The sequence below is a fragment of the Comamonas suwonensis genome (genome assembly GCF_012844455.2).
In the GTDB taxonomy this organism is placed as follows: domain Bacteria; phylum Pseudomonadota; class Gammaproteobacteria; order Burkholderiales; family Burkholderiaceae_C; genus Comamonas; species Comamonas suwonensis.
This window is the reverse complement of the sequence record NZ_JABBCQ020000004.1, coordinates 193070-212957: the sequence shown is the minus strand read 5'-3', so window position 1 is coordinate 212957 and position 19888 is coordinate 193070. Positions and strand designations below refer to the sequence as shown.

General features: G+C 60.4%; 16 protein-coding genes. 5 read left to right on the top strand and 11 right to left on the bottom strand.

All coding sequences use genetic code 11. From position 1 onward, the window contains the following. The first annotated feature begins 10 nt into the window (after positions 1-10). The 4 genes from HF327_RS06320 (at position 11) to HF327_RS06305 (ending at position 3149) form a co-directional block, all read left to right on the top strand. Positions 11-823, top strand: a complete 813-nt coding sequence (locus HF327_RS06320) for a DUF3025 domain-containing protein (RefSeq protein WP_169107512.1) — start codon at positions 11-13, stop codon at positions 821-823. Between the two features lie 73 nt (positions 824-896). Beyond that, positions 897-1769 (top strand): protease HtpX, encoded by an 873-nt coding sequence (gene htpX, locus HF327_RS06315; RefSeq protein WP_169107434.1) that lies wholly within the window; start codon positions 897-899, stop codon positions 1767-1769. A gap of 107 nt (positions 1770-1876) precedes the next feature. Continuing rightward, positions 1877-2254: a YXWGXW repeat-containing protein gene (locus HF327_RS06310; protein ID WP_169107433.1), complete on the top strand. Its 378-nt coding sequence runs from the start codon at positions 1877-1879 to the stop codon at positions 2252-2254. Positions 2255-2351: 97 nt separating this feature from the next. Continuing rightward, complete coding sequence (locus HF327_RS06305) at positions 2352-3149, top strand: oxepin-CoA hydrolase, alternative type (protein WP_169107432.1); 798 nt, start codon at positions 2352-2354, stop codon at positions 3147-3149. A 6-nt stretch (positions 3150-3155) separates the two neighbouring features. On the opposite strand, the gene HF327_RS06300 is transcribed toward HF327_RS06305, so the two are convergent. From HF327_RS06300 to HF327_RS06255, 10 genes are all read right to left on the bottom strand, one after another. Next, complete coding sequence (locus HF327_RS06300; RefSeq protein ID WP_169107431.1) at positions 3156-3725, bottom strand: hypothetical protein; 570 nt, start codon at positions 3723-3725, stop codon at positions 3156-3158. A gap of 79 nt (positions 3726-3804) precedes the next feature. After that, entirely contained in the window at positions 3805-4356 is a 552-nt protein-coding gene (locus HF327_RS06295; protein WP_169107430.1) for a VUT family protein, read from the bottom strand. Positions 4357-4364: 8 nt separating this feature from the next. Next, positions 4365-6149, bottom strand: a complete 1785-nt coding sequence (locus HF327_RS06290; RefSeq protein ID WP_169107429.1) for an NAD(P)/FAD-dependent oxidoreductase — start codon at positions 6147-6149, stop codon at positions 4365-4367. A gap of 208 nt (positions 6150-6357) precedes the next feature. Then, positions 6358-8289, bottom strand: a complete 1932-nt coding sequence (locus tag HF327_RS06285) for a TRAP transporter large permease (protein WP_169107428.1) — start codon at positions 8287-8289, stop codon at positions 6358-6360. Continuing rightward, positions 8286-8858: a TRAP transporter small permease subunit gene (locus tag HF327_RS06280; protein WP_169107511.1), complete on the bottom strand. Its 573-nt coding sequence runs from the start codon at positions 8856-8858 to the stop codon at positions 8286-8288. Before HF327_RS06280 ends, HF327_RS06285 begins: the two co-directional genes overlap by 4 nt. 113 nt (positions 8859-8971) lie before the next feature. Then, positions 8972-10087 (bottom strand): TRAP transporter substrate-binding protein, encoded by a 1116-nt coding sequence (locus HF327_RS06275; protein ID WP_169107427.1) that lies wholly within the window; start codon positions 10085-10087, stop codon positions 8972-8974. 347 nt (positions 10088-10434) lie between these two features. Next, positions 10435-13881 (bottom strand): AAA family ATPase, encoded by a 3447-nt coding sequence (locus HF327_RS06270; protein ID WP_169107426.1) that lies wholly within the window; start codon positions 13879-13881, stop codon positions 10435-10437. Beyond that, positions 13878-15134 (bottom strand): exonuclease subunit SbcD, encoded by a 1257-nt coding sequence (sbcD, locus tag HF327_RS06265; protein WP_169107425.1) that lies wholly within the window; start codon positions 15132-15134, stop codon positions 13878-13880. The genes HF327_RS06270 and sbcD overlap by 4 nt, the downstream gene beginning before the upstream one ends. Positions 15135-15236: 102 nt before the next feature. Further along, entirely contained in the window at positions 15237-15503 is a 267-nt protein-coding gene (locus HF327_RS06260) for a DUF2164 domain-containing protein (protein WP_169107424.1), read from the bottom strand. 184 nt (positions 15504-15687) lie between these two features. Continuing rightward, a complete protein-coding gene (locus tag HF327_RS06255) occupies positions 15688-17532 on the bottom strand; it encodes an ABC transporter ATP-binding protein (protein WP_169107423.1) in 1845 nt (614 codons plus the stop codon). A gap of 188 nt (positions 17533-17720) precedes the next feature. Between HF327_RS06255 and HF327_RS06250 the strand changes: the two genes are divergently transcribed. After that, positions 17721-18716, top strand: coding sequence for a M28 family peptidase (locus HF327_RS06250; RefSeq protein WP_198460433.1), 996 nt, complete (start codon positions 17721-17723; stop codon positions 18714-18716). Positions 18717-18814: 98 nt separating this feature from the next. Here the strand turns inward: HF327_RS06250 and cysK are convergent, their stop codons facing one another. After that, the gene (cysK, locus tag HF327_RS06245) at positions 18815-19735 is read right to left on the bottom strand and encodes a cysteine synthase A (RefSeq protein WP_169107422.1); all 921 of its coding nucleotides are present in this window, start codon (positions 19733-19735) and stop codon (positions 18815-18817) included. Positions 19736-19888 lie beyond the last annotated feature (153 nt).

Below are 19888 nucleotides of genomic sequence, written 5' to 3'. Positions count from 1 at the left end.
AGAGCTGGCGATGGATTGGGCGATTGACTGGCAAGCCCCTTGGCTTGCGCAACTGCGAAAGCTGGGCCAGCAGGCGCATGCACTGGTGCAGTGCGGGGCAACGGTGGCTAATGCGCTGCAACAGGTGGCGGCTGCACATGGTTTGCTGCAGGGCTGGCAGTTTGTGGATCAGCAGCAGTTGCCCGCCGGTCAGGCGTATGAGGCCTTTATTCGCAACCAGCGCTGTATTCCCACTCGGGATAATTTGCATGACTTCTTCAATGGCCTGGTCTGGCTGCACTGGCCCCGGCTCAAGCCGCAGCTCAATGCGCTGCAGGCCGGCGAGATTGAGCGGCAAGGCGTGGGTGCACAGCGCGGACGCTTACGTGATTCGGTCACGGTTCTCGATGAAAACGGCGGTTTGCTGGTGGCACCGCAGACCTTGTGCGACGCATTGCGAGAAAAGCGCTGGCAGGACTTGTTTGTGCACCAGCGTGATCTGTGGGCGCAGGCCCGGTTTTTCCCCATAGGCCACGCATTGCTGGAAAAGCTGGTGCAGCCGCGCAAGGCGATTACGGCCCATGTGATCTGCATGCCACTGGAGCACGGCTCGCCGCCCATCAACGCCATGACGGCCGCCGATGGCTGGTTGAGCGAGCAGGTGCTCAGCGTATCTTGCAATCTGGCAAACAAACCCTATCTACCTATTCCCATACTAGGAATCCCGGGCTGGTGCGATCAAAACCAGAACTTTTCCTTCTATGATGACTCTCTCGTTTTCCGAGCCCCACGTACCGCACAAACACCACAACAACCGGTACTGCCAGAAAGAGATCTGGCTTGATGAGCATTCGCCGCACACAGGCGGTGCGTGAGGGGTTTTGGCCATTTTGTCCCCTGTGTGGAGTACACCCTCGATGAAACGTATTGCCTTATTTTTATTGACCAACATCGCCGTTGTGGCGGTGCTTGGCATTGTCGCCAGCCTGCTGGGCGTCAACCGCTTTCTCACCGCCAACGGCCTCAATCTGGGCTCCCTGCTGGGATTTGCCTTCATCATGGGCTTTGGCGGTGCCATCATTTCGCTGCTGATCTCCAAGCCCATGGCCAAGTGGACCTCGGGCGTGCAGGTCATTAACGAGCCGCGCAACGCTGACGAGGCCTGGATCGTCAACACCGTGCGCGGCTTTGCGGACAAGGCCGGTATCGGCATGCCCGAAGTCGGCATCTACGAAGGCGAGCCCAATGCGTTTGCCACCGGTGCTTTCAAGAACTCGGCACTGGTTGCTGTGTCCACCGGTCTTCTCGAAGGCATGACCCGTGAAGAGGTCGAGGCCGTGATCGGCCACGAAGTGGCCCACATCGCCAATGGCGACATGGTGACCATGACGTTGATCCAGGGCGTGATGAACACGTTTGTAGTCTTCCTGTCGCGTGTCATCGGCTACGCGGTGGACAGCTTTCTACGCAAGAACGACGAAAACAGCTCAGGCCCTGGCATTGGTTACTACGTGACCACTATCGTGCTCGATATCCTGCTGGGCTTTGTCGCCGCCATGATCGTCGCCTGGTTCTCGCGCCAGCGTGAATTCCGTGCCGACGCGGGTGCCGCACAGCTCATGGGTAACCGCCAGCCCATGATGAACGCGCTGGCCCGTCTGGGTGGCATGCATCCGGGCGAGCTGCCCAAGAGCGTGGCCGCCATGGGCATTGCCGGTGGTATCGGCAAGCTGTTCTCGACTCACCCTCCTATTGAAGAGCGCATTGCGGCCCTGCAAAACGCACGCTGATATGTAAACGGCAGCAGCCTACCTTTACGCGCCCTTCACAAGCCCCTGTCAACAAATGCCAGGGGCTTTTGCGTTGTAGATCTAAGCTTGCATCTTCAGGAGCGCTTATGTCTCTCATCTCTCAACTTTCAACCCGTCGCTTGCTGCCAGCCTTGTTGCTGGGTGGCGCTGCAGCCTTGCTTACTGGCTGTGTGGTGGCTCCGGCTTATCCGGCCTATTCGACCTATGGCAACGAAGTCATGGTCGGCGATGTGTATGCCCCCATGGCACCGCCGCCTCTGCGCAATGAAGTGATTCCCGTGGCACCAGCTCCAGGCTATGTCTGGATTGGTGGCAGCTGGGGCTGGGGTGGCGGGCGTTACAACTGGAACCCCGGTCGCTGGTCCATGCCACCGCGCCCTGGTTATGGCTGGCATGAGGGAGGCTGGAACCATGGCCCAGGCGGCTGGCGTGGACATGGTGGTCACTGGGGCCCGCGTCGCTGATCGCCCCCGCGAGCGGTCCGCCAGGTGACAGCTGGCGGCGCTATCCCGCTAGGCGGGTTGGGCGGCTGTCGTTAAAGTGTGGTGCAGGAGGTCTGCTATGAATTCTGCACTTGTCACCCGGCGCGAAGGCGCTGTTCTCATCCTCTCCAACAACAACCCGGCAGCGCGCAATGCGCTGTCGCCCGAGTACTACCACGCCGTCATGGATGGCCTGCGTGCTGCGAGTACCGATGCCTCAGTGGCCGCAGTCATCCTGACGGGTGAAGGTGGCCATTTTTGCGCTGGTGGTGATTTAAATCAGCTGGCCACGCGTCGTGCCATGCCGCTGGCTGAGCGGCGCATCAAGCTCGAAGACCTCAACCATCTCATCCGCGCCATCCGCGATTGCCCCAAGCCGGTGATTGCGGCGGTTGAAGGTGCTGCAGCGGGAGCAGGCCTGTCTCTGGCCATGGCCTGCGACCTGTTGGTGGCAGCCAAGTCTGCCGTGTTTTCGGTGGCTTATGTGAAAGTGGGGCTGACGCCCGATGGCGGAGCCACCTCGTTTCTGGCCGAGTTTGTCTCGCGCCAGGTGCTGACCGAGCTTTGCCTGACGGGCGAACGCATCAGCGGCGAGCGCATGCATGCGCTGGGCTGCATCAACCGTTTGACGGAAACCGGTGCAGCCTTGCCCGCTGCACTGGCATTGGCGCAGCAACTGGCACAGGGGCCGGAAGTGGCTACCGCCCGCATCAAGACGCTTTGCCGCGTGGCGCACCACCACAGTCTGGAAGAGCAGCTGGCACTGGAGGCCGACTATATGGTCGAGGCCCAGGGCAGCGAAGAATCACTAGAGGGCATTGGCGCATTTCTGGAAAAGCGTGCGCCTGACTTTGCCCGGCTGCGCAGCGCTGAATAAAGCGGCTTAGCGTACCGTGTAATTAAGCTGGAACATCACGCCGGCATTGCCCAGCACATTGACCTGTGCGCCCCAGTTTTGGTTGAAGTCATAGCCCAGGGCCGGAATGGCCGTGATGCCCCAGCCATGTCTGTTGTTGAGAGGGATTTTCTTGTTGAACGGAAATTTGTAGCCGTGAATGATGCCGCCCGTGATCTTGATGAACAGGCTCGGGGCGCTGTCGAAGGGTCTGAAACGCCAGCCGTAATACGCGTACTGGCTGGGCTGGCCGAATGAGTTTTTGAAATAGGCAAAGCCTGCGATATGGCGTTCGTCCAGTTCTTTTTCGGCCTGAATCAGCCAGACATACGCATGTTTCTGCTCGTCGGGCTCAAAGTCGTTCTCCTTCCTGGCATCGGAGAAATGCCAGTCGAAGGGAGCGTAGCCAAACATCCAGCCTGACAGTGCCGAGGGCTTGTCAGCTTTTTCTGTCACTGGTGCTGGATCACTGGTTTGGGCGCTGGCGGTGGCGCAGGCCATGAAGCCGCTGAGACCAAGGGCGAAGACGGATGGATGAGCGCTGCGCAGATTCTTCATGATGACGCCTCGCGTGCGATGAAGCGTTCAGCGTAACCAGGCATGGGTTTTGGCCTTGTCAGTCAGAGGCCAAAAAATGTCAAAACGATGGGGATTGGTATTTCCGACCCATCAAAAGTCGAAATGGCAGCAACAGAAAAACACCCAAAGTCAGTTTGACACCCAGATCCCCGAGCGCCCAGGTCATCCAGGGCAGGTCTTCACCGGCAAAGCCAATGCTCCAGAAGACCGCTGTATCCAGACAGGCGGCCAGCACCGTGGCCACGAGCGGCGCACGCCACCACTGGCTGTGGCGCAGTTTGTCGAACACTGAAATATCCAGCATCTGCGAGCAGGCAAACGCCAGCCCCGAAGCCGCCGCAATGCGCGGCGGAGCCAGCAGGGCCGAAGCGACGACTGCCACCGCAAAACCGACCCATGCCACGCGCTGCGCTTGTGTCGGGCCAAAGCGCCGGTTCACCAGTTCGCTGACTAGAAAGGCGAATGGGTAGGTGATGGCGCCCCAGGTCAGCCAGTCATTGATGGCGTACTGAACGAGGATATTGGAGGCTAGCACCACCGCGCCCATGGCAGATACTGCCAGCAGCAGGGCTGGCGTACCGGGGCGCGGATAGGGCGTAGCGAGGCTCATGGGGCGGCTTACAGCGCACCGCCAGAGCCGCGTGAGCCGGACGAGGGCACAGGCAGGTTCAAGATAGCGCAGGCCACGGCTTCACCGACCTTGATGCCGTCCACACCGGCGGACAAAATGCCGCCTGCGTAGCTGGCACCTTCACCTGCGGGGTACAGGCCGCGTGTGTTGTCGCTCTGAAAATCAGCGCCACGGCCAATTTTTACAGGCGATGAGGTGCGTGTTTCCACCCCGGTCAGTACGGCATCATTCATGTCGTAGCCGCGAATCTTCTTGCCAAAGGCGGGCAGGGCCTCGCGCATGGCTTCAATCGCGTAGGCGGGCAAGGCCTGGTGCAGGTCGCCCAGGTGAATGCCGGGCTTGTAGGAGGGCTGAACCGCGCCGAATTCTGACGAAGGCGTGCCTGCCACAAAATCGCCCACCAACTGGCCGGGCGCGCTGTAGTTCTGGCCGCCCAGCTCATAGGCTTTGGACTCCAGTTGGCGCTGCAGCACAACGCCTGAGAGCGGGTGGTGCTCACCTTTTTGCAGCTTTTCCACACCCAGGGTCTTGCCGTCAAACGCCCAGGAAAAACTCTCCGCGTCTTGCGGATAGTCTTCAGGGCTGATGGCGCAGACTATGCCTGCATTGGCATTGCGCTCGGCGCGCGAGTACTGGCTCATGCCATTGGTGACGACGCGGCCGGGCTCGCTGGTCGCAGCCACCACGGTGCCGCCGGGGCACATGCAAAAGCTGTAAACGGCGCGGCCGTTCTTGGCGTGGTGCACCAGCTTGTAATCCGCAGCGCCCAGCAGCGGGTGACCCGCATCCTTACCCCAGCGAGCGTGGTCAATCACGCTTTGCGGGTGCTCGATACGGAAGCCGATGGAAAACGGCTTGGCCTCCATGGCCACGCCGCGCTCGTAGAAGTTGACAAAGGTATCGCGTGCGCTATGGCCCAGTGCCATCACCGCGTGGTGGGTGGGCAGGTGGTAGCTTTCGCCAGTCACCTGGTTGAGCACTTCCAGGCCAGTCAGCTGGCGCTGCTCGCCTTCACCCTCAATCTGTACATCGGTGACGCGCTGCTCAAAGCGCACTTCGCCGCCCAGGCGCACGATTTCTTCGCGAATGCCTTCAACCAGCTTGACCAGCTTGAAGGTGCCGATATGGGGGTGGGCGGTGTAGAGAATCTCTGGCGGTGCGCCGAATGTCACAAATTCGGTCAGCACCTTGCGGCCCAGATGGCGCGGGTCCTTGATCTGGCTGTAGAGCTTGCCGTCAGAGAATGTGCCTGCACCGCCTTCGCCGTACTGCACGTTGGATTCGGGCGTCAGCTCGCGCTTGCGCCACAGGCGCCAGGTGTCCTTGGTGCGCTGGCGCACGGTTTTGCCGCGCTCCAGCACGATGGGCTTGAAGCCCATCTGGGCCAGCACCAGACCTGCAAACATGCCGCAGGGGCCAAAGCCCACGACCACGGGGCGCTCATCCAAATCGGCGGGCGCCTGGCCCACCGGCGTCCAGCGCATGTCTGGCGTGGCGTTGACGTGGGAGTGGTCCGCAAAGCGCGCCAGCAGCGCCGCTTCCTGGCCTTCATCGGCCAGTGTGATGTCGACGATATACACCGCCAGCAGCTCGGCCTTGCGCGCATCAAAGCTGCGTTTGTGCACCTGCAAGGCAGCAATGGCCTTGGCGGGCAAGCCCAGACGCTCGGCGGCCAAAGCCGTGAGCCTTTCAACGGGCTGAAATTCGGTGTGGTTTTCGGGGTGGTATTCCACCGCCGACAAAGGGAGTTTGAGTTCTGCGATCCGGATCATGGCTTGTACCTATCAAGCAAGGGCTTGGATGGTAAGGCAAAGCCAGCAGGCCTGCGCAGCAAGGCGGCGGTGACCTGCGTTTGTGTTGTGCTTATGGCATTGAAAAAGTGAGCGGCTTGCGCTTGATGGAAATAATTTATAGATCGATTTCATGTCGAAATAAATATCCATCAAGCGCTGCCAGCTACTGATTTGATAGTCGCCCGCTTTATTTGTAGAGCAGCTGAGGCAGCCACAGGCCGATTTGGGGCCACATGTAAAGCAGCACGATGGCCAGAATCTGAATGCCCATGAAGGGCAGCATGCCCACAAAGATCTGGTTTAGCGTGACCGAAGGCGGAGCCACTCCCTTGAGGTAGAAGGCAGACATGGCCACCGGCGGCGAGAGGAAGGCTGTCTGCAGATTCAGCGCCACCAGCAGGCCAAAAAACAGAGGATCCACGCCAAAGTGGTTGAGCAGCGGGATGAAGATGGGCATGAAGATGACGATGATCTCCGTCCATTCCAGCGGCCAGCCCAGTAAAAAGATCACGACCTGCGACAGGATCATGAACTCGATCTTGCTGAGGTTCATGGACAGCACCCAGCGCTCGATCAGCTCTTGCCCGCCCAGCAGCGCAAAAGCCGCTGAAAAAATGGCGGAGCCCACAAACAGCCAGCACACCATGGCGGATGTTTTTGCGGTCAGGTAGACCGATTCCTTGACCACTTCGAGGCTCAGGCGCTTGTAGGCTGCGGCCAGCAAAAATCCGCCCAGAGCGCCCATGGCTGCAGCTTCTGTGGGGGTAGCCAGGCCAAAGACGATGGATCCCAGTACAGTCAGGATCAGCACCACCAGCGGGAAGAAGGAGCTGAGCAGCATCTTGAAGATTTCAAGCCGGGCAAAGCTCAGGAACAAATAGAAAAAGGCATTGCAAGCCCCCAGCAGCGCAAAGCCTACCCACCACCAGGTGGGCGCGGGTTGCCGGGCTTGCGTGGTTGATGCTTCAGCCTTGGCGGTGGCTGGCTCTTGCAGGTCGCTGGTGGCCGCTGTCGCTGTGTTTGTAGCAGCAGGCTCTGCACCGGGAGGCTCCTGCAAACCGCCCTCGACAGGAGGCTCTTGCAAGCCGCCTTCCACCGGAGGCTCGGCCAATCCCGAGCTGGAGAAACTGCTGCTTTCCATGCCAATCGGCTGAATGTCGTAGTGCTCTTGCAGCACTGGTTTGGTGACGCTCTGCCAGCTGCTGGCGGCCAGCAGCACAAACAGCAGTCCCGGCAGGACCACGACGGCCAGCTGGCGCAGTATGTAGCCGGTGGGGACCTGCGCATTGCGCTGGCCTTTGAGTGCAGTCAGCAGGCGTGCGGGGGCGTACTGCTCGGTATTGGCGGGGAGGTTGCGGGTCTGCATAGGCAGGCTGACCTGGCGCTCGGCGGCCGACAGAGGTGGTGCCCAGGCTGGCTTGAGCTTGGCCATGATGATCACATAGGCGATATAGAGCCCAGCCAGCATCAGCCCAGGAAATAAGGCACCGGCATACAGCTGCACCACCGATACCCCGGCCGTGGCGCCATACAGAATCAGCAGTACCGAAGGCGGGATCAAGATGCCAAGGCAGCCGCCCGCGGTGATGGCGCCAGCCGCCATAGGCGTGCTGTAGCCGGCACGCATCATGGTGGGCAGAGCCAGCAGGCCCATCAGCGTGACCACGGCACCGACGATGCCGGTGGCAGTGGCAAACACAGCGCAGGTCACCAGCGTGGCTACGGCCAGCGACCCCGGCACACGGGCCATGGCCAGGTGCATGCTTTTGAACAGCTTTTCGATCAGGTTGGCGCGCTCGACCAGATAGCCCATGAAGACGAACAGGGGGATGGCGATCAGCACGTCATTGGTCATGCTTTTGTAGGCTGCCTGCACCATCAGATCCAGCGTGCGCGTGGTGTCGCGCTCATAGGCCAGCCAGGTGAAGATCATGCCCATGCCCATCAGCGTGAAGGCGGTGGGAAAGCCCAGCATGATGGCCACCACCACCAGAGACAGCATCAGCAGACCGAGGTGGCCGTTGGTCACGGTTTCTACACTCAGCAGCAGAGCAATGGCCGAGAGCACGACCAGGGCCATGATGGAAAAGCCGAACCACAGTTCCTTGCGCATCTTCATGCCTTGCCCTCCTGAACCATTTCTTTGAGCTTTTCTACGTCCACCTCTTCCACGTCACTGCCGCGCTGGGGCCAGTAGCCTTGGCACAGGCACATCACGCAGCGTGCAATCTCGGCCAGCCCCTGCAGCAGCAGCACGGCTCCGGCCAGCGGAATCATGAACTTGAAAGGGTAGAGCGGCAGCGGATGGGCTGAAAACGTCTGCTCTCGAATACCCAGTGACTCATTGGCGTAAGTCCAGCCCGCCCAGGTCAAGGCCAGCACGCCGGGCAGAAAGAACAGGATGTACAGGCACAGGTCCACGCTGGCCTGCGCACGCGGGCTGAAGAAGCCATACAGCACATCGCCGCGCACATGCCCGTTCTTGGACAGGGTGTAGGCACCGGCCAGCATGAACATGCTGCCGTAGAGCATGATTTGCGCATCCAGCACCCAGGCGTGAGGTTTGTTGAGGGCGTAGCGGGAGAAGACCTCCCAGCTGATCAGCACGGTGAGCAGCACCACGGCCCAGGCCGCCACTTTTCCGACAAAGGTCGAAAAGCCATCGACAGCAAGCAGAATTTTTTGCATGGCAGTCTCCGCTGCGCCGCGCAGCGAGGTACGGATGGGGAAGCGGGCCGCCTGCAAGCGGCGGCCCATGAGCCACAAAAAAGCGCAGCTACTGGGGCTGCGCTGCTGGGGCATTAACCTCGCTTTTGCGCGAAGTAGTGATTCCAGGCCATCTTGAAGTCGAGGTCGGTATCGTTTTTCCAGCGTCCGCTGCGCTGGGCAAACGTGCGCATGGAATCCATGACCTTCTTGAACATCGGGTTCTCGGCGGATTTGGCGGTTGTGACCTTGTCCCAGGCGGAGAGCTGGGCACGCAAGATGGCGTCCGGCGTCTTGTAGAACTTCACCCCCTGCTTGGACTGCATTTCCGCATAGTCCTTGGCATAGCGGTCAGCGGCTTTCCAGCTCATGTCGGAGCTGGCCGCCTGCGTGGCGTACTCGATGATGGACTTGATCTCGGCAGGCAGGGCGTTGAACTTGGTCTTGTTGAACAGCACCTCAAACTGCTCGCTGGACTGGTGAAAGCTTTGCAGCATGCAGTTCTTGGCCACATCCGGAAAGCCCAGAACGCGATCGCTGGAGGCATTGTTGAACTCGGCAGCATCGAGCAGGCCGCGGTCCAGCGCGGGTACGATTTCTCCGGCGGGAAGAGGGTTGACTGCCACCCCCATTTCAGTAAAAACATCCACCGCCAGGCCGACGGTGCGGAACTTCAGCCCCTTCAGATCTTCGACCTTGGCCACCGGTTTCTTGAACCAGCCCAGTGGCTGGGTTGGCATGGGTCCATAGAGTTTGGAGACCACATCCATCTTCAGGCCGTTGTAGATTTCGTCGAGAAGCTCCTTGCCGCCGCCATAGTTGTGCCAGGCCAGCACCATATTGGCATCCATGCCGAAGGCCGGGCCAGAACCCCACAGCGCTACGGCCTGGCTCTTGCCATACCAGTACGCAATCACGCCGTGACCCCCATCAAGCGTGCCTTTCGATACCGCATCCAGCAGCTGGAAGGCCGGGACCACGGCGCCTGCGGGCAGCACCTCGATCTTGAGACGGTTGCCCGTCATGTCGTTAACTTTTTTGGCGAAGTCCTGGGCAAATTCGTGAAAGATATCTTTGGCGGGCCAGGTGCTCTGAAAGCGCCACGATGTCGTCTGGGCCGTGCTGATCATGGGCACAGACATTGCGGAAGCAGCCACTGCGGCACCTTTGAGTAGGTTGCGGCGGCCGGTTTTCTGGGTCTCCTGTGTCATCTACGTCATCTCCTCTAAGTGGTTGCCTGGCCCTCCGCCAGTGCTTGCATCTTTGAAGCGTCAGGCAGTCGGGCGCAGAGGGTTAACACCAGACGGAATCATGAATTTGTAGTCTGATACCGATTTTTTCTTAAGGAAAATCAAGCGCTTGCCTCCTGTTTGATAAGGAGGACTGCTATGAATTGATGAGTATTTTGAAGAGGTCTGAATCTGTGCGATTCGGGTAATCAGGGGTGTTGGTACGAGGCCTGATTGGCATTGCTGCGGGTATGCGTGGCTGCAGAGAAGATGGCAGCGCATTAAATCGAATGCTGCCGCCCTATGCATAACCGTCACATCACGTAGCGCTAGATCACCAGTCTTGAATAACCAATCCCCGCTGCCTTCTCGACTCTGATCTGCGCCGGAATGCGCTCTTTGAGCGCCTCCACATGGCTGATGACACCAATCATCTTGCCGCTGGCGTTCAGGGCATCGAGCGCGGACAGCGCCACTTCCAGCGTGTCGCCATCGAGCGTGCCAAAGCCCTCGTCGAGGAACAGCGAATCGATAGAGGTCTTGCTGCTGACCAGATCGGATAGCGCCAAGGCCAGCGCCAGGCTGACCAGAAACGCCTCACCGCCTGACAAAGTGCGCGTGTCGCGCGCCACATCGCCTTGCCAGCTGTCCACAATATCGAGCTCCAGCTCGCCCGTGGGCTTGCGGCGCAGCAGGTAACGGCCATGCAGGCGCAGCAGGTGCTGGTTAGCCAGGTGCAGCAGATGATCCAGCGTCAGCCCCTGCGCAAACTTGCGGAACTTGTCGCCCTTGGCGGAGCCAATCAGGCCATCCAGCCGCTGCCACAGGTCGCTGTCTTTTTCCTGCTCTGCAATTTTTTCCAGAAGCGCTTGCTGGCCGGTGCGGCGCTGGTCGTCATCGGCCAAGCGGGCGCGGTGTGCGCCCAGTTGTTCGGCTTGCTGGGTGCGTTCTGCTTCCAGCTGCGTGATCTGCTCGGTAATGGCTTCGGGTGCTTCATCGCTCAAAGCCATCGCTTGCAGCGCTGCCAGTCGCTGGCTGGCATCGGCCAGCAAGGTGCTGGCGCGCTGCGCTGCGGTGTGCAATTGATCGCTCAGCGTCTGTAGGCGGCGGTGCTCGGCATCGGGCAGCAGGGCTGTGGCGTATTGCACTTCATCGGCAAATGGGCTGGTTTGCAGCGCTTGCTGCCATGCGCCATACACTTGGTCTGCCGATTGCTGCAACTGCGCCAGCGTACTTTGGGCGTGGGTGATCTGGCCTTGCAGCGATGCCAGCGTTTGCGCAGTGCGCTCCAGTTGCTCGATGCAGTCGGCCTGTGTGGCGGCGGGAGTCGCGGAATAAGCCGGCACCTCGACGGGGAATGCCGGCAAGGCGAGCAAGGCGTTGTTGCGCTGCAGCCAGAGCTCGGCATCTTGCGCGGCTTGATCGCACTGGCGCTGCTGCACTTCGATCTGGTGCGTCACCTCTTGCAGCAGCGTTTGCTGGCGCTGCCATTGCTGCCATTCTTGCTGGCGCTGAGTCAGCCAATCGGAGGTGTTCGCCGCTGCTGGCATGGCATAGCCAGCGGCTTGCATGGCGGCTTGCACGCTGGTTTGCAGACTGGTCGATTGCTGCTGCACCGCTTGCAGCACTTGGCGGGTTTGCTGCTGTTGGTTGGTATTGCTTTGCAGCGCTTGCTGGGTACTGGCCTGTGCGTGGTCGGCCTGCTGCTGCTTGTGCAACGCGGCCTGATAGGCGTCTTTGGCGGCCTGCAAATCGCGCTCGCCCGCATCGGCTGAGGCTAAGGTGTTCTCCAGTGCTGTGATCTGCTGCTGCGCCTTGTCGCAGGCGGCGCTCAGCACGTCGGGCTGCTGCCATGCAGTGTCAGCCACGGGAACCGTTGCCTGGTCACGCAAGGCATTCCAGCGCGCTTGCCACTGCGCAATCTGCGTGGCGGTGGCATCGCGCTGCTCTTGCTGGTGTTGTTGCTGGCTTTGGCTAGTGGCCAGCGCGGTGTTCAGCAACTCGCCTTGCTGCTGCAATGCATCGCGCTCTTGTTGCGCCTGCTTGAGCGCCGCTTCAGTGGCTGACGCATCGAGCGCTGCATATTCGGTGATCGCCGGGTGCTCATGCGATCCGCACAATGGGCAGGCTTCATCGGGCTGCAGCGCGGCGCGGTGGGCTTGCAGGCTTTGAATGCGTTGCTCCTGGGTCAGCAGGGCTTGCTTGTCTGCGACTTTCTCCAGCAGCGTCTTGTATTGCGCGCGCAAGACCTGGCGTTCGCCCAGCTGCTGCTGAACGCGGGCTTCGCTGGTGGCCAGCGCTTGTGCATAGCTCTGTTGCTGTCGTTCCAGCGGCTGGCGCAGTGCCGCATGGGTTTGCAGTTGCTGCCCGTGGTGCAACTGCAGTTGTGCGGTTTGCCAGTGCGCGCGCAACTGGTGCAGGCTGGCGCCGTGGGCGGCCAGGCGTTGCAGCTGGGCGCGCTCTGCGGCTTGTTGCTGCTGCAGGGCGTGGGCCACTTGCTCGGCACCTTGTGCGCTGTGCCGGGCTTGGGTGCTGGCTTGTTCTTGCAGTTGCGCAGCGGTGTGTTGCAGCTGCAGCAACTGGTTTTCAGCCTGTGCCGTTTGCTGCTGCAGTTGCTGGCGTTGCTGCAGTTGCTCGCGCCAGCCGCTGAGGCTTTCGCCCAGCTGCGCGTGGCTGGCGTGGGTATGAATCCATGCCGTCAAATCAGCCTGCTTGGCGCTTGTGAATTGCAGTTGCTGCTGTGCTTTTTGTAGCGCGCTGGCGCTCAGCTGCTGGGCTTGCTGGTGCTGGCTCCTCTGAGCGACCTGCGCTTGCAACAGGCTGGCGTGCATGCCTTGCAGCTGGTTCTGCTCTGCGGAAAGTTGATGGCTGGCTTGCTGCCACTGCAGGTGCAAGGGGCGAATCGCCAAGGCGGGCGCATGGGCTTGCAGGCGCTGCAAGTCCGGCGCGGCATCTGCCAGCGCTTGCAGTGCTGCGGCTTCTGCGCTGCGGGCTTGCTCCACCTCGGCGCTGGTGCTTGTCGTCTGCGTTTGCGATTGCTGCACGGCATGCAACTGGGCGTGGCGCGCTTGCATATCGACCAGCCTGGCGCTCAGTTGTTCGGTCTGCGCTTGCAGATCGCTACGCGTGGCTACATCCAGCAATTGCATGCCATTGGCCTGGGCTTGCTGCTTTTCCAGCGCATTTTTGGTTTCTTTGGCGCGCTCGAAAACGGCTTGCGAGATCTGGCTGTAGATATCGGTGCCGGTCAGCTCTTCCAGCAGTTCTGCACGCTCATTGGCATCGGCGTTCAGGAAGGCCGCAAAGCCGCCCTGGGCCAGCAGCATGGATTTGGTAAAACGTGCAAAGTCCAGCCCGGTGATCTCGGCGACGCGGTCAGGTTTTTCGCTGGCCTGTACCGTAATGATGCAGCCGTTATCGACACGCGCCAGTTCCACAATGGGGTCCTGAAGTTTTCCATCGGATTTGTCGCGTGAACGTCGCTGGCTCCAAAAGGCACGGTAAGCGACACCTTTGACTTCAAACTCCACCTCGGCCAAGCAATCACTGGTGTGGCGGGTGATGATGTCGTTGCTGCTTTTAGTAATTTTCCCCAGTCGCGGTGTGCGGTTGTACAGCGCCAGGCAAATGGCATCCAGCAGCGTGGACTTGCCCGCTCCCGTGGGGCCGGTGATGGCGAACAAGCCGCTGTCGGCAAAGGGCGCGGCGGTGAAATCGATCTGCCAATCGCCCTTGAGCGAGTTCAGGTTTTTGAGGCGCAGCTTCAGAATTTTCATGCGGCGTCTCCAGCTGCAGCTCCGCTTGTGTCGTTCAGGCAGTGCAGCACTTGCTGGTAGCGCTCGGTCAGGGCGGATTGCAGGGGCGGCTCCAGACTTTCTTGCGCCAAGCGGCGCTCAAACACCTCGATCGGGCTGAGTTCGTCGAGCGATTCATGCGCATCGCCCGTCAGCTGCGCAGCTGCGGTGCCGCGCTGGCGCTTGATGCGCAGAATGTTCAGCGGCAGGCCTTCGGCCATGTTCTGCACGCGGCTGGCCATGTCGGCCAGATAGTCGTCTTCCTGTACTGTCACTTCAACCCAGACGGTGGTGTCGCCGCTGGCTTGGGCTGCCGCTTCTTGCAGCAAAGCGGGCAACTGGGTCAGGCTGCCGCTGAGGGCGAGCAGGGGCTGGAACACTGGCACGGGCAAGGCGGTAGCGGCTTGCAGGCCGCCCGCATCCACATCAACCAACAGCACTTGCTTGGTTTGCCTGGCTTCGTCAAAACCCAGTGCGATGGGGGAGCCGCTGTAGCGGATGTGCTCCAAGCCGCCCACGGTTTGCGGCTTGTGGATATGACCCAGGGCGATATAGCTGGCGGGCGGGAAGGCCTTGGTGGGAAAGGCTTCAAGCGCACCCACATAAATTTCGCGCACCGATTCATTGCTGCTGGCACCCACGGTGGTCAGGTGGCCGGTGGCGATGATGGGCAACTGCTGGCCCGTGCTGGTCAGCAACTCTGCCTGTTTTTGCAATGCCGCCGCATACACGCGCTGGTAGGTCGCTGCGATGGCGTTCTGCAGCGCCTGCTGCTTGTCCTGCGCGCTTTGCCCAGCCTGACTTTGCTGCACATCGCGCGGGCGAATAAAAGGCAGGGCGCAGACAATGCAGCCGGGTGTTTTGTCGCTGCTTTTTAGCGCCAGTGTGACGACATGCCGGGCATCGTCGCCGGTGGAGCTGACGACCTGGGTGCCAAGGTGTGAGAGCAGATCGCGGCTTTCATCGAGCACGCTGACCGAGTCATGGTTGCCCGCCAGCAGCAGCAAGGCCACGCCTTTTTCATGCAGGCGAACGATCAGCTGGTTGTACAGCTCGCGCGCATAGCTGGGCGGCGCGCCCGTATCAAAAATATCGCCGGCGATCAGAACGGCATCCACCGCTTGGGTCTGGACCTGAGTGAGAAGCCAATCGATCAGTGCCTGATGCTCGGCCTGTCGGCTGTAGCCCATGAAATGCTGGCCCAGATGCCAGTCGGAGGTGTGGAGGATGCGCATGTGCTGATGTTACGAGGGGATGCCGGGCAAAGGACTCGTAGATCAGAACAAAACAGCCTGACAGAGGGCGTCAGGCTGCTGGGAATGCTTTGAAAGCTGCTTTTATTTGCGGCCGGGGCGCTTGGCCGTCCAGTAGCTGAACTCTTCCTTGCCCACTTCATAGTCCAGCTCTTGCAGGCGGGCCTGCATGTTCTCCTGAACATCAGCGACAGCCTTGTTGTAGATGGACGGGCCAATCTCGGCGAGAAAGAAGTTGAGCAGCGCGCCGGACTGCATATTGCCGATGGGCTCGTCCATGTTCTCGCGGAAATAGCGCTCGATGGACGTGATGGCCTGTTGCTGTGCGTGCTTGGGGAGTTCGATGCTCATGGTGATCTGTGTGGCTGGATTGCCTGCATTTTTGCAAACCTTCGGCAGGGCCGCTTGGTGCGAGTGGACTAGGTACCAGCAGACCGCTTGCGTCAAACGGCGGGTTGCTCTGATAAAGAGAGCTGCTAGCGCCTATCTATAAAGCGCTGCAGCCGGTTTTTATTGAATTCCCTGCTGACTATAATCAAAGAACCGAGTTGTCGGCCTCGGCCAGAAAGCCGCCGCTCTGGTGTGCCCACAGCTTGGCGTAGATGCCGCCCTTGGCCAGCAGTTGCTGGTGCGTGCCTTCTTCTTCGATATGGCCGTCGTTCATCACAATTAGCCGGTCCATGGCGGCGATGGTGGATAGGCGGTGGGCAATGGCAATCACGGTCTTGCCCTGCATCAGACCGTCCAGACTCTGCTGGATGGCGGCCTCGACCTCGCTGTCCAAAGCGCTGGTGGCTTCGTCCAGCAAAAGAATGGGGGCGTCTTTCAGCATCACGCGGGCAATCGCCACGCGCTGGCGCTGGCCCCCAGAGAGCTTGACGCCGCGCTCGCCCACCTGGGCGTCGTAGCCACTGCGGCCCTTCAGGTCGGTCAGCGTGGCGATGAAGTCCGATGCTTCAGCCTTGTCGGCGGCGGCCCGCATCTGCGCTTCCGTCGCATCGGGGCGGCCGTAGAGGATGTTGTCGCGCATGGAGCGGTGCAGCAGCGAGGTGTCTTGCGTCACCATGCCAATCGCGCCGCGCAGGCTGTCCTGGGTGACGTGGCGAATATCCTGGCCGTCAATGGTGATGCGCCCGCCTTGCACTTCATGAAAGCGCAGCAGCAGGTTGACCAGGGTGGATTTGCCGGCGCCCGACCGGCCAATCAGACCAATGCGCTCGCCGGGGCGAATGTGCAGGTTCAGGTGGTTCATCACCTTTTTGCCATCGGCCTTATAGCCAAAGCTCACGTCTTCAAAGGCAATGCCGCCCTGGGCCACTTGCAGGGGCTTGGCGTCGGTGTCATCCAAAATGGTGCGGGGTTTGGTCAGTGTGGTGATGCCATCCTGGATGGTGCCCACGTTCTCAAACAGACCCGTCATTTGCCACATCACCCAGTGCGAATAGCCCATTAGGCGCAGCGCCATGGCAATCACGGCGGCGACCACACCGGCTGATGCCTGGCCTTGCGTCCACAGATACAGCGCTGTGCCGCCGCTGCCCAGCAACAGCAGAGCGATCATCAGGTGGTTGGTGATCTCGAACAGGCTGACCAGACGCATCTGTGCATAACCGGTGGATTTGAACGACTCCATCGCATTGCGCGCGTATTCGGCTTCGCGGCGTGTATGGGCGAAGAGTTTGACGGTGGCGATGTTGGTGTACGCATCGGTTACGCGCCCCGTCATCATCGAGCGGGCGTCGGCCTGCTCTTTGCCGATCTTGCCCAGACGCGGCACAAAGTAAAAACAGGCGGCGGTGTACGCCACAAACCACAGCGCAAACGGAATCATCAGGCGCCACTCAAAGCTGGCCGCCAGAATCAAAATGCCAATCATGTAGACGCCCACGCCCACAAACACATCGACCACCATGAAGACCACTTCGCGCACCGACAGCGCGGTCTGCATGATCTTGGTGGTGATGCGGCCGGCAAATTCGTCCGCGTAAAACGACATGCTCTGGCCCAGCATCAGCTTGTGAAACACCCAGCGCAGGCGCATGGGGAAGTTGATGGCCAGTACCTGGTGCATGACCGTGGTGTGCAAGGCCAGCAGCGCCACGCTGCCCAGCAAGATGGCGGCAATACCGATCAAAGTGCCGCGCTGCTCTGCCAAGAAATCAGCGGGTGCGGCTGCGCTTAGCCAGTCCACCACGCGGCTCATGATGGCGAACAGCACTGCCTCATAGGCGGCCAGCAGGGCGGACGTCAGCGTCATCAACCCAATCCAGCCACGCATGCCCTGTGTGCAGGCCCAGACAAAGGCGAAAAAGCCCACGGGCGGAACCTTGGGCTCCTGCGCGGGATAGGGGGGGACCTGTTTTTCAAAAAATCGGAACACGATGGCAATACTCCCAGTACCAGCTATTGGCACTTTTGTTCGTCATGGTAGGGGAGTGGGCGGCGGCGGTGTGATGATGCGGCCAAGCCCGCTCAGACCATGGGCTCATACCCTAGCTCCTCAAAACCATGAAATTTTCTGCTGCAACTTCTTGGCTTCGTCGCGATTCTGCATCCCGCAGAGGACTCTTGGCCGCTGCGATTGGGATGAGTCTGGTAGCGGTGACTGTGGCGATCAGCGGCTGTGTGATTTCTCAGCCGGTGGCGGGTTTGGCGAATGCCGCAATCCCTGATTTGCATGCATCGCCAGAGCGGCTGCGTCACCATGTACGCGTGCTGAGCGAGGATTATCTGGGGCGAGGCTTTGACCAGCCTCAGACACTGCAACGCGTTGCTGATTACATTGTGGCTGAACTGGCCCAGTCCGGTGTGACGGTAGAGCGCCAGCGCTTTGAGGTGGATGACCAAAGCTATGAAAATTTGATAGCGCGCTTTGGCCCTACAGAGAGCTCCACGCCGTTGCTGATAATGGGCGCGCATTACGACAGAGCACTCACGCAGGAGGGTGTACCCACTCCGGGTGCGGACGATAACGCCAGCGGCGTGGCAGGTCTGCTGGAACTGGCCCGCTTGCTGAAGCAAGCCATGCCTAGCGGGCCGGTGGAGCTGGTGTTCTACACACTGGAGGAGCCACCCAACTTTCGCACCGACGATATGGGCAGCTACCGCCATGCGCTTTCGCTGCAGCAGCGCAACCAGCCTGTGCGGTTGATGCTGTCTGTGGAGATGATTGGCTACTACAGCGACGAGGCGGGCAGCCAGAGTTATCCACTGGCACCGCTGGGCTGGATTTACCCGGACAAGGGCAACTTCATCGCCCTGATTGGCGAGATGAAAAACTTTGGGGAAATGCGCCGCACCAAGGCTGTCATGCGCGCTGCAGGCGGCGGGCCGAATCCATTGGGCGTGCATTCGCTCAATGCACCGCGCTTTGTGCATGGGGTAGATTTTTCAGATCACCTGAACTACTGGCGGCTGGGCTATCCGGCCGTCATGGTGACGGATACCTCGTTCATGCGTAACCCGCACTACCACCAGCGCACCGATACCTGGGAGCGGCTGGACTACACCCGCATGGCGCAGGTGGTGCGCATGCTGGCTGCGGTGGCTTTGGATACTCCTTGATTGATAGCTGCTGGCGCTTTTATCTATTAGGGTTAAAGCCATTTTTCTATCAAAAACGCCGCAGAGTTTGCGGCGTTTTTGATGGAGTGATGCGCAGATCAGGACTGAGGCAGGAAACCTTCAACCGACAGATAACGTTCGCCCGTGTCATAGGCAAAGCCCAGCACCTTGGCGCCAGCGGGCAGCTCGGGCAGCTTTTGTGCAATGGCGGCCAGTGTGGCACCGGAGGAAATGCCCACCAGCAGGCCTTCTTCAGAAGCCATGCGGCGAGCGTATTCACGGGCAGGCTCTGCTTCGACCAGGATTACGCCGTCCAGCAGGTTGGTATCCAGATTCTTGGGGATAAAGCCCGCGCCAATGCCCTGTATGGGGTGAGGTGCTGGTTGGCCACCAGAGATCACAGGGGATGCGGAAGGCTCCACCGCATAGACCTTGAGGTTGGGCCACTTGGCTTTGAGTACCTTGGCCACGCCAGACAGATGGCCGCCCGTGCCCACGCCGGTAATCACGGCATCCAGACCTTCGGGGAAGTCACGCAGAATTTCTTGCGCGGTGGTGGCTTCGTGCACGGCCACGTTGGCAGGATTCTCGAACTGCTGGGGAATCCAGGAACCGGGCGTTTGCGCAGCCAGTTCCTGCGCACGGGCGATGGCACCCTTCATGCCTTTTTCCTTGGGGGTCAGATCAAACGCTGCGCCGTAGGCCAGCATGAGGCGGCGGCGCTCGATGCTCATGCTCTCGGGCATGACCAGAATCAGCTTGTAGCCCTTGACGGCGGCGACCAGAGCCAGACCCACGCCGGTATTGCCGCTGGTGGGCTCGATGATGGTGCCGCCTGGCTTCAAGGCACCGGATTTTTCCGCATCTTCCACCATGGCCAGTGCAATGCGGTCCTTGATAGAGCCACCGGGGTTGCCGCGCTCGGACTTGATCCACACATTGGTGTTGTCACCAAACAGGCGGTTGATGTGAATGACGGGCGTGTTGCCAATGGTTTGCAGAACGTTGTCGAACTTCATGAAGCCTCCGGGTGTGGATAAGAGTGCAGAGGGGCGAGCAAGGCCCGATGCATGCATTGTGGCGTACTTGTTCTACCGTGCAGGAATATGAATATGCCTGTCGCAGATCAAGCCCCGGCCAGACAGATCACCGTGCTGCCGCATGCATGGCAA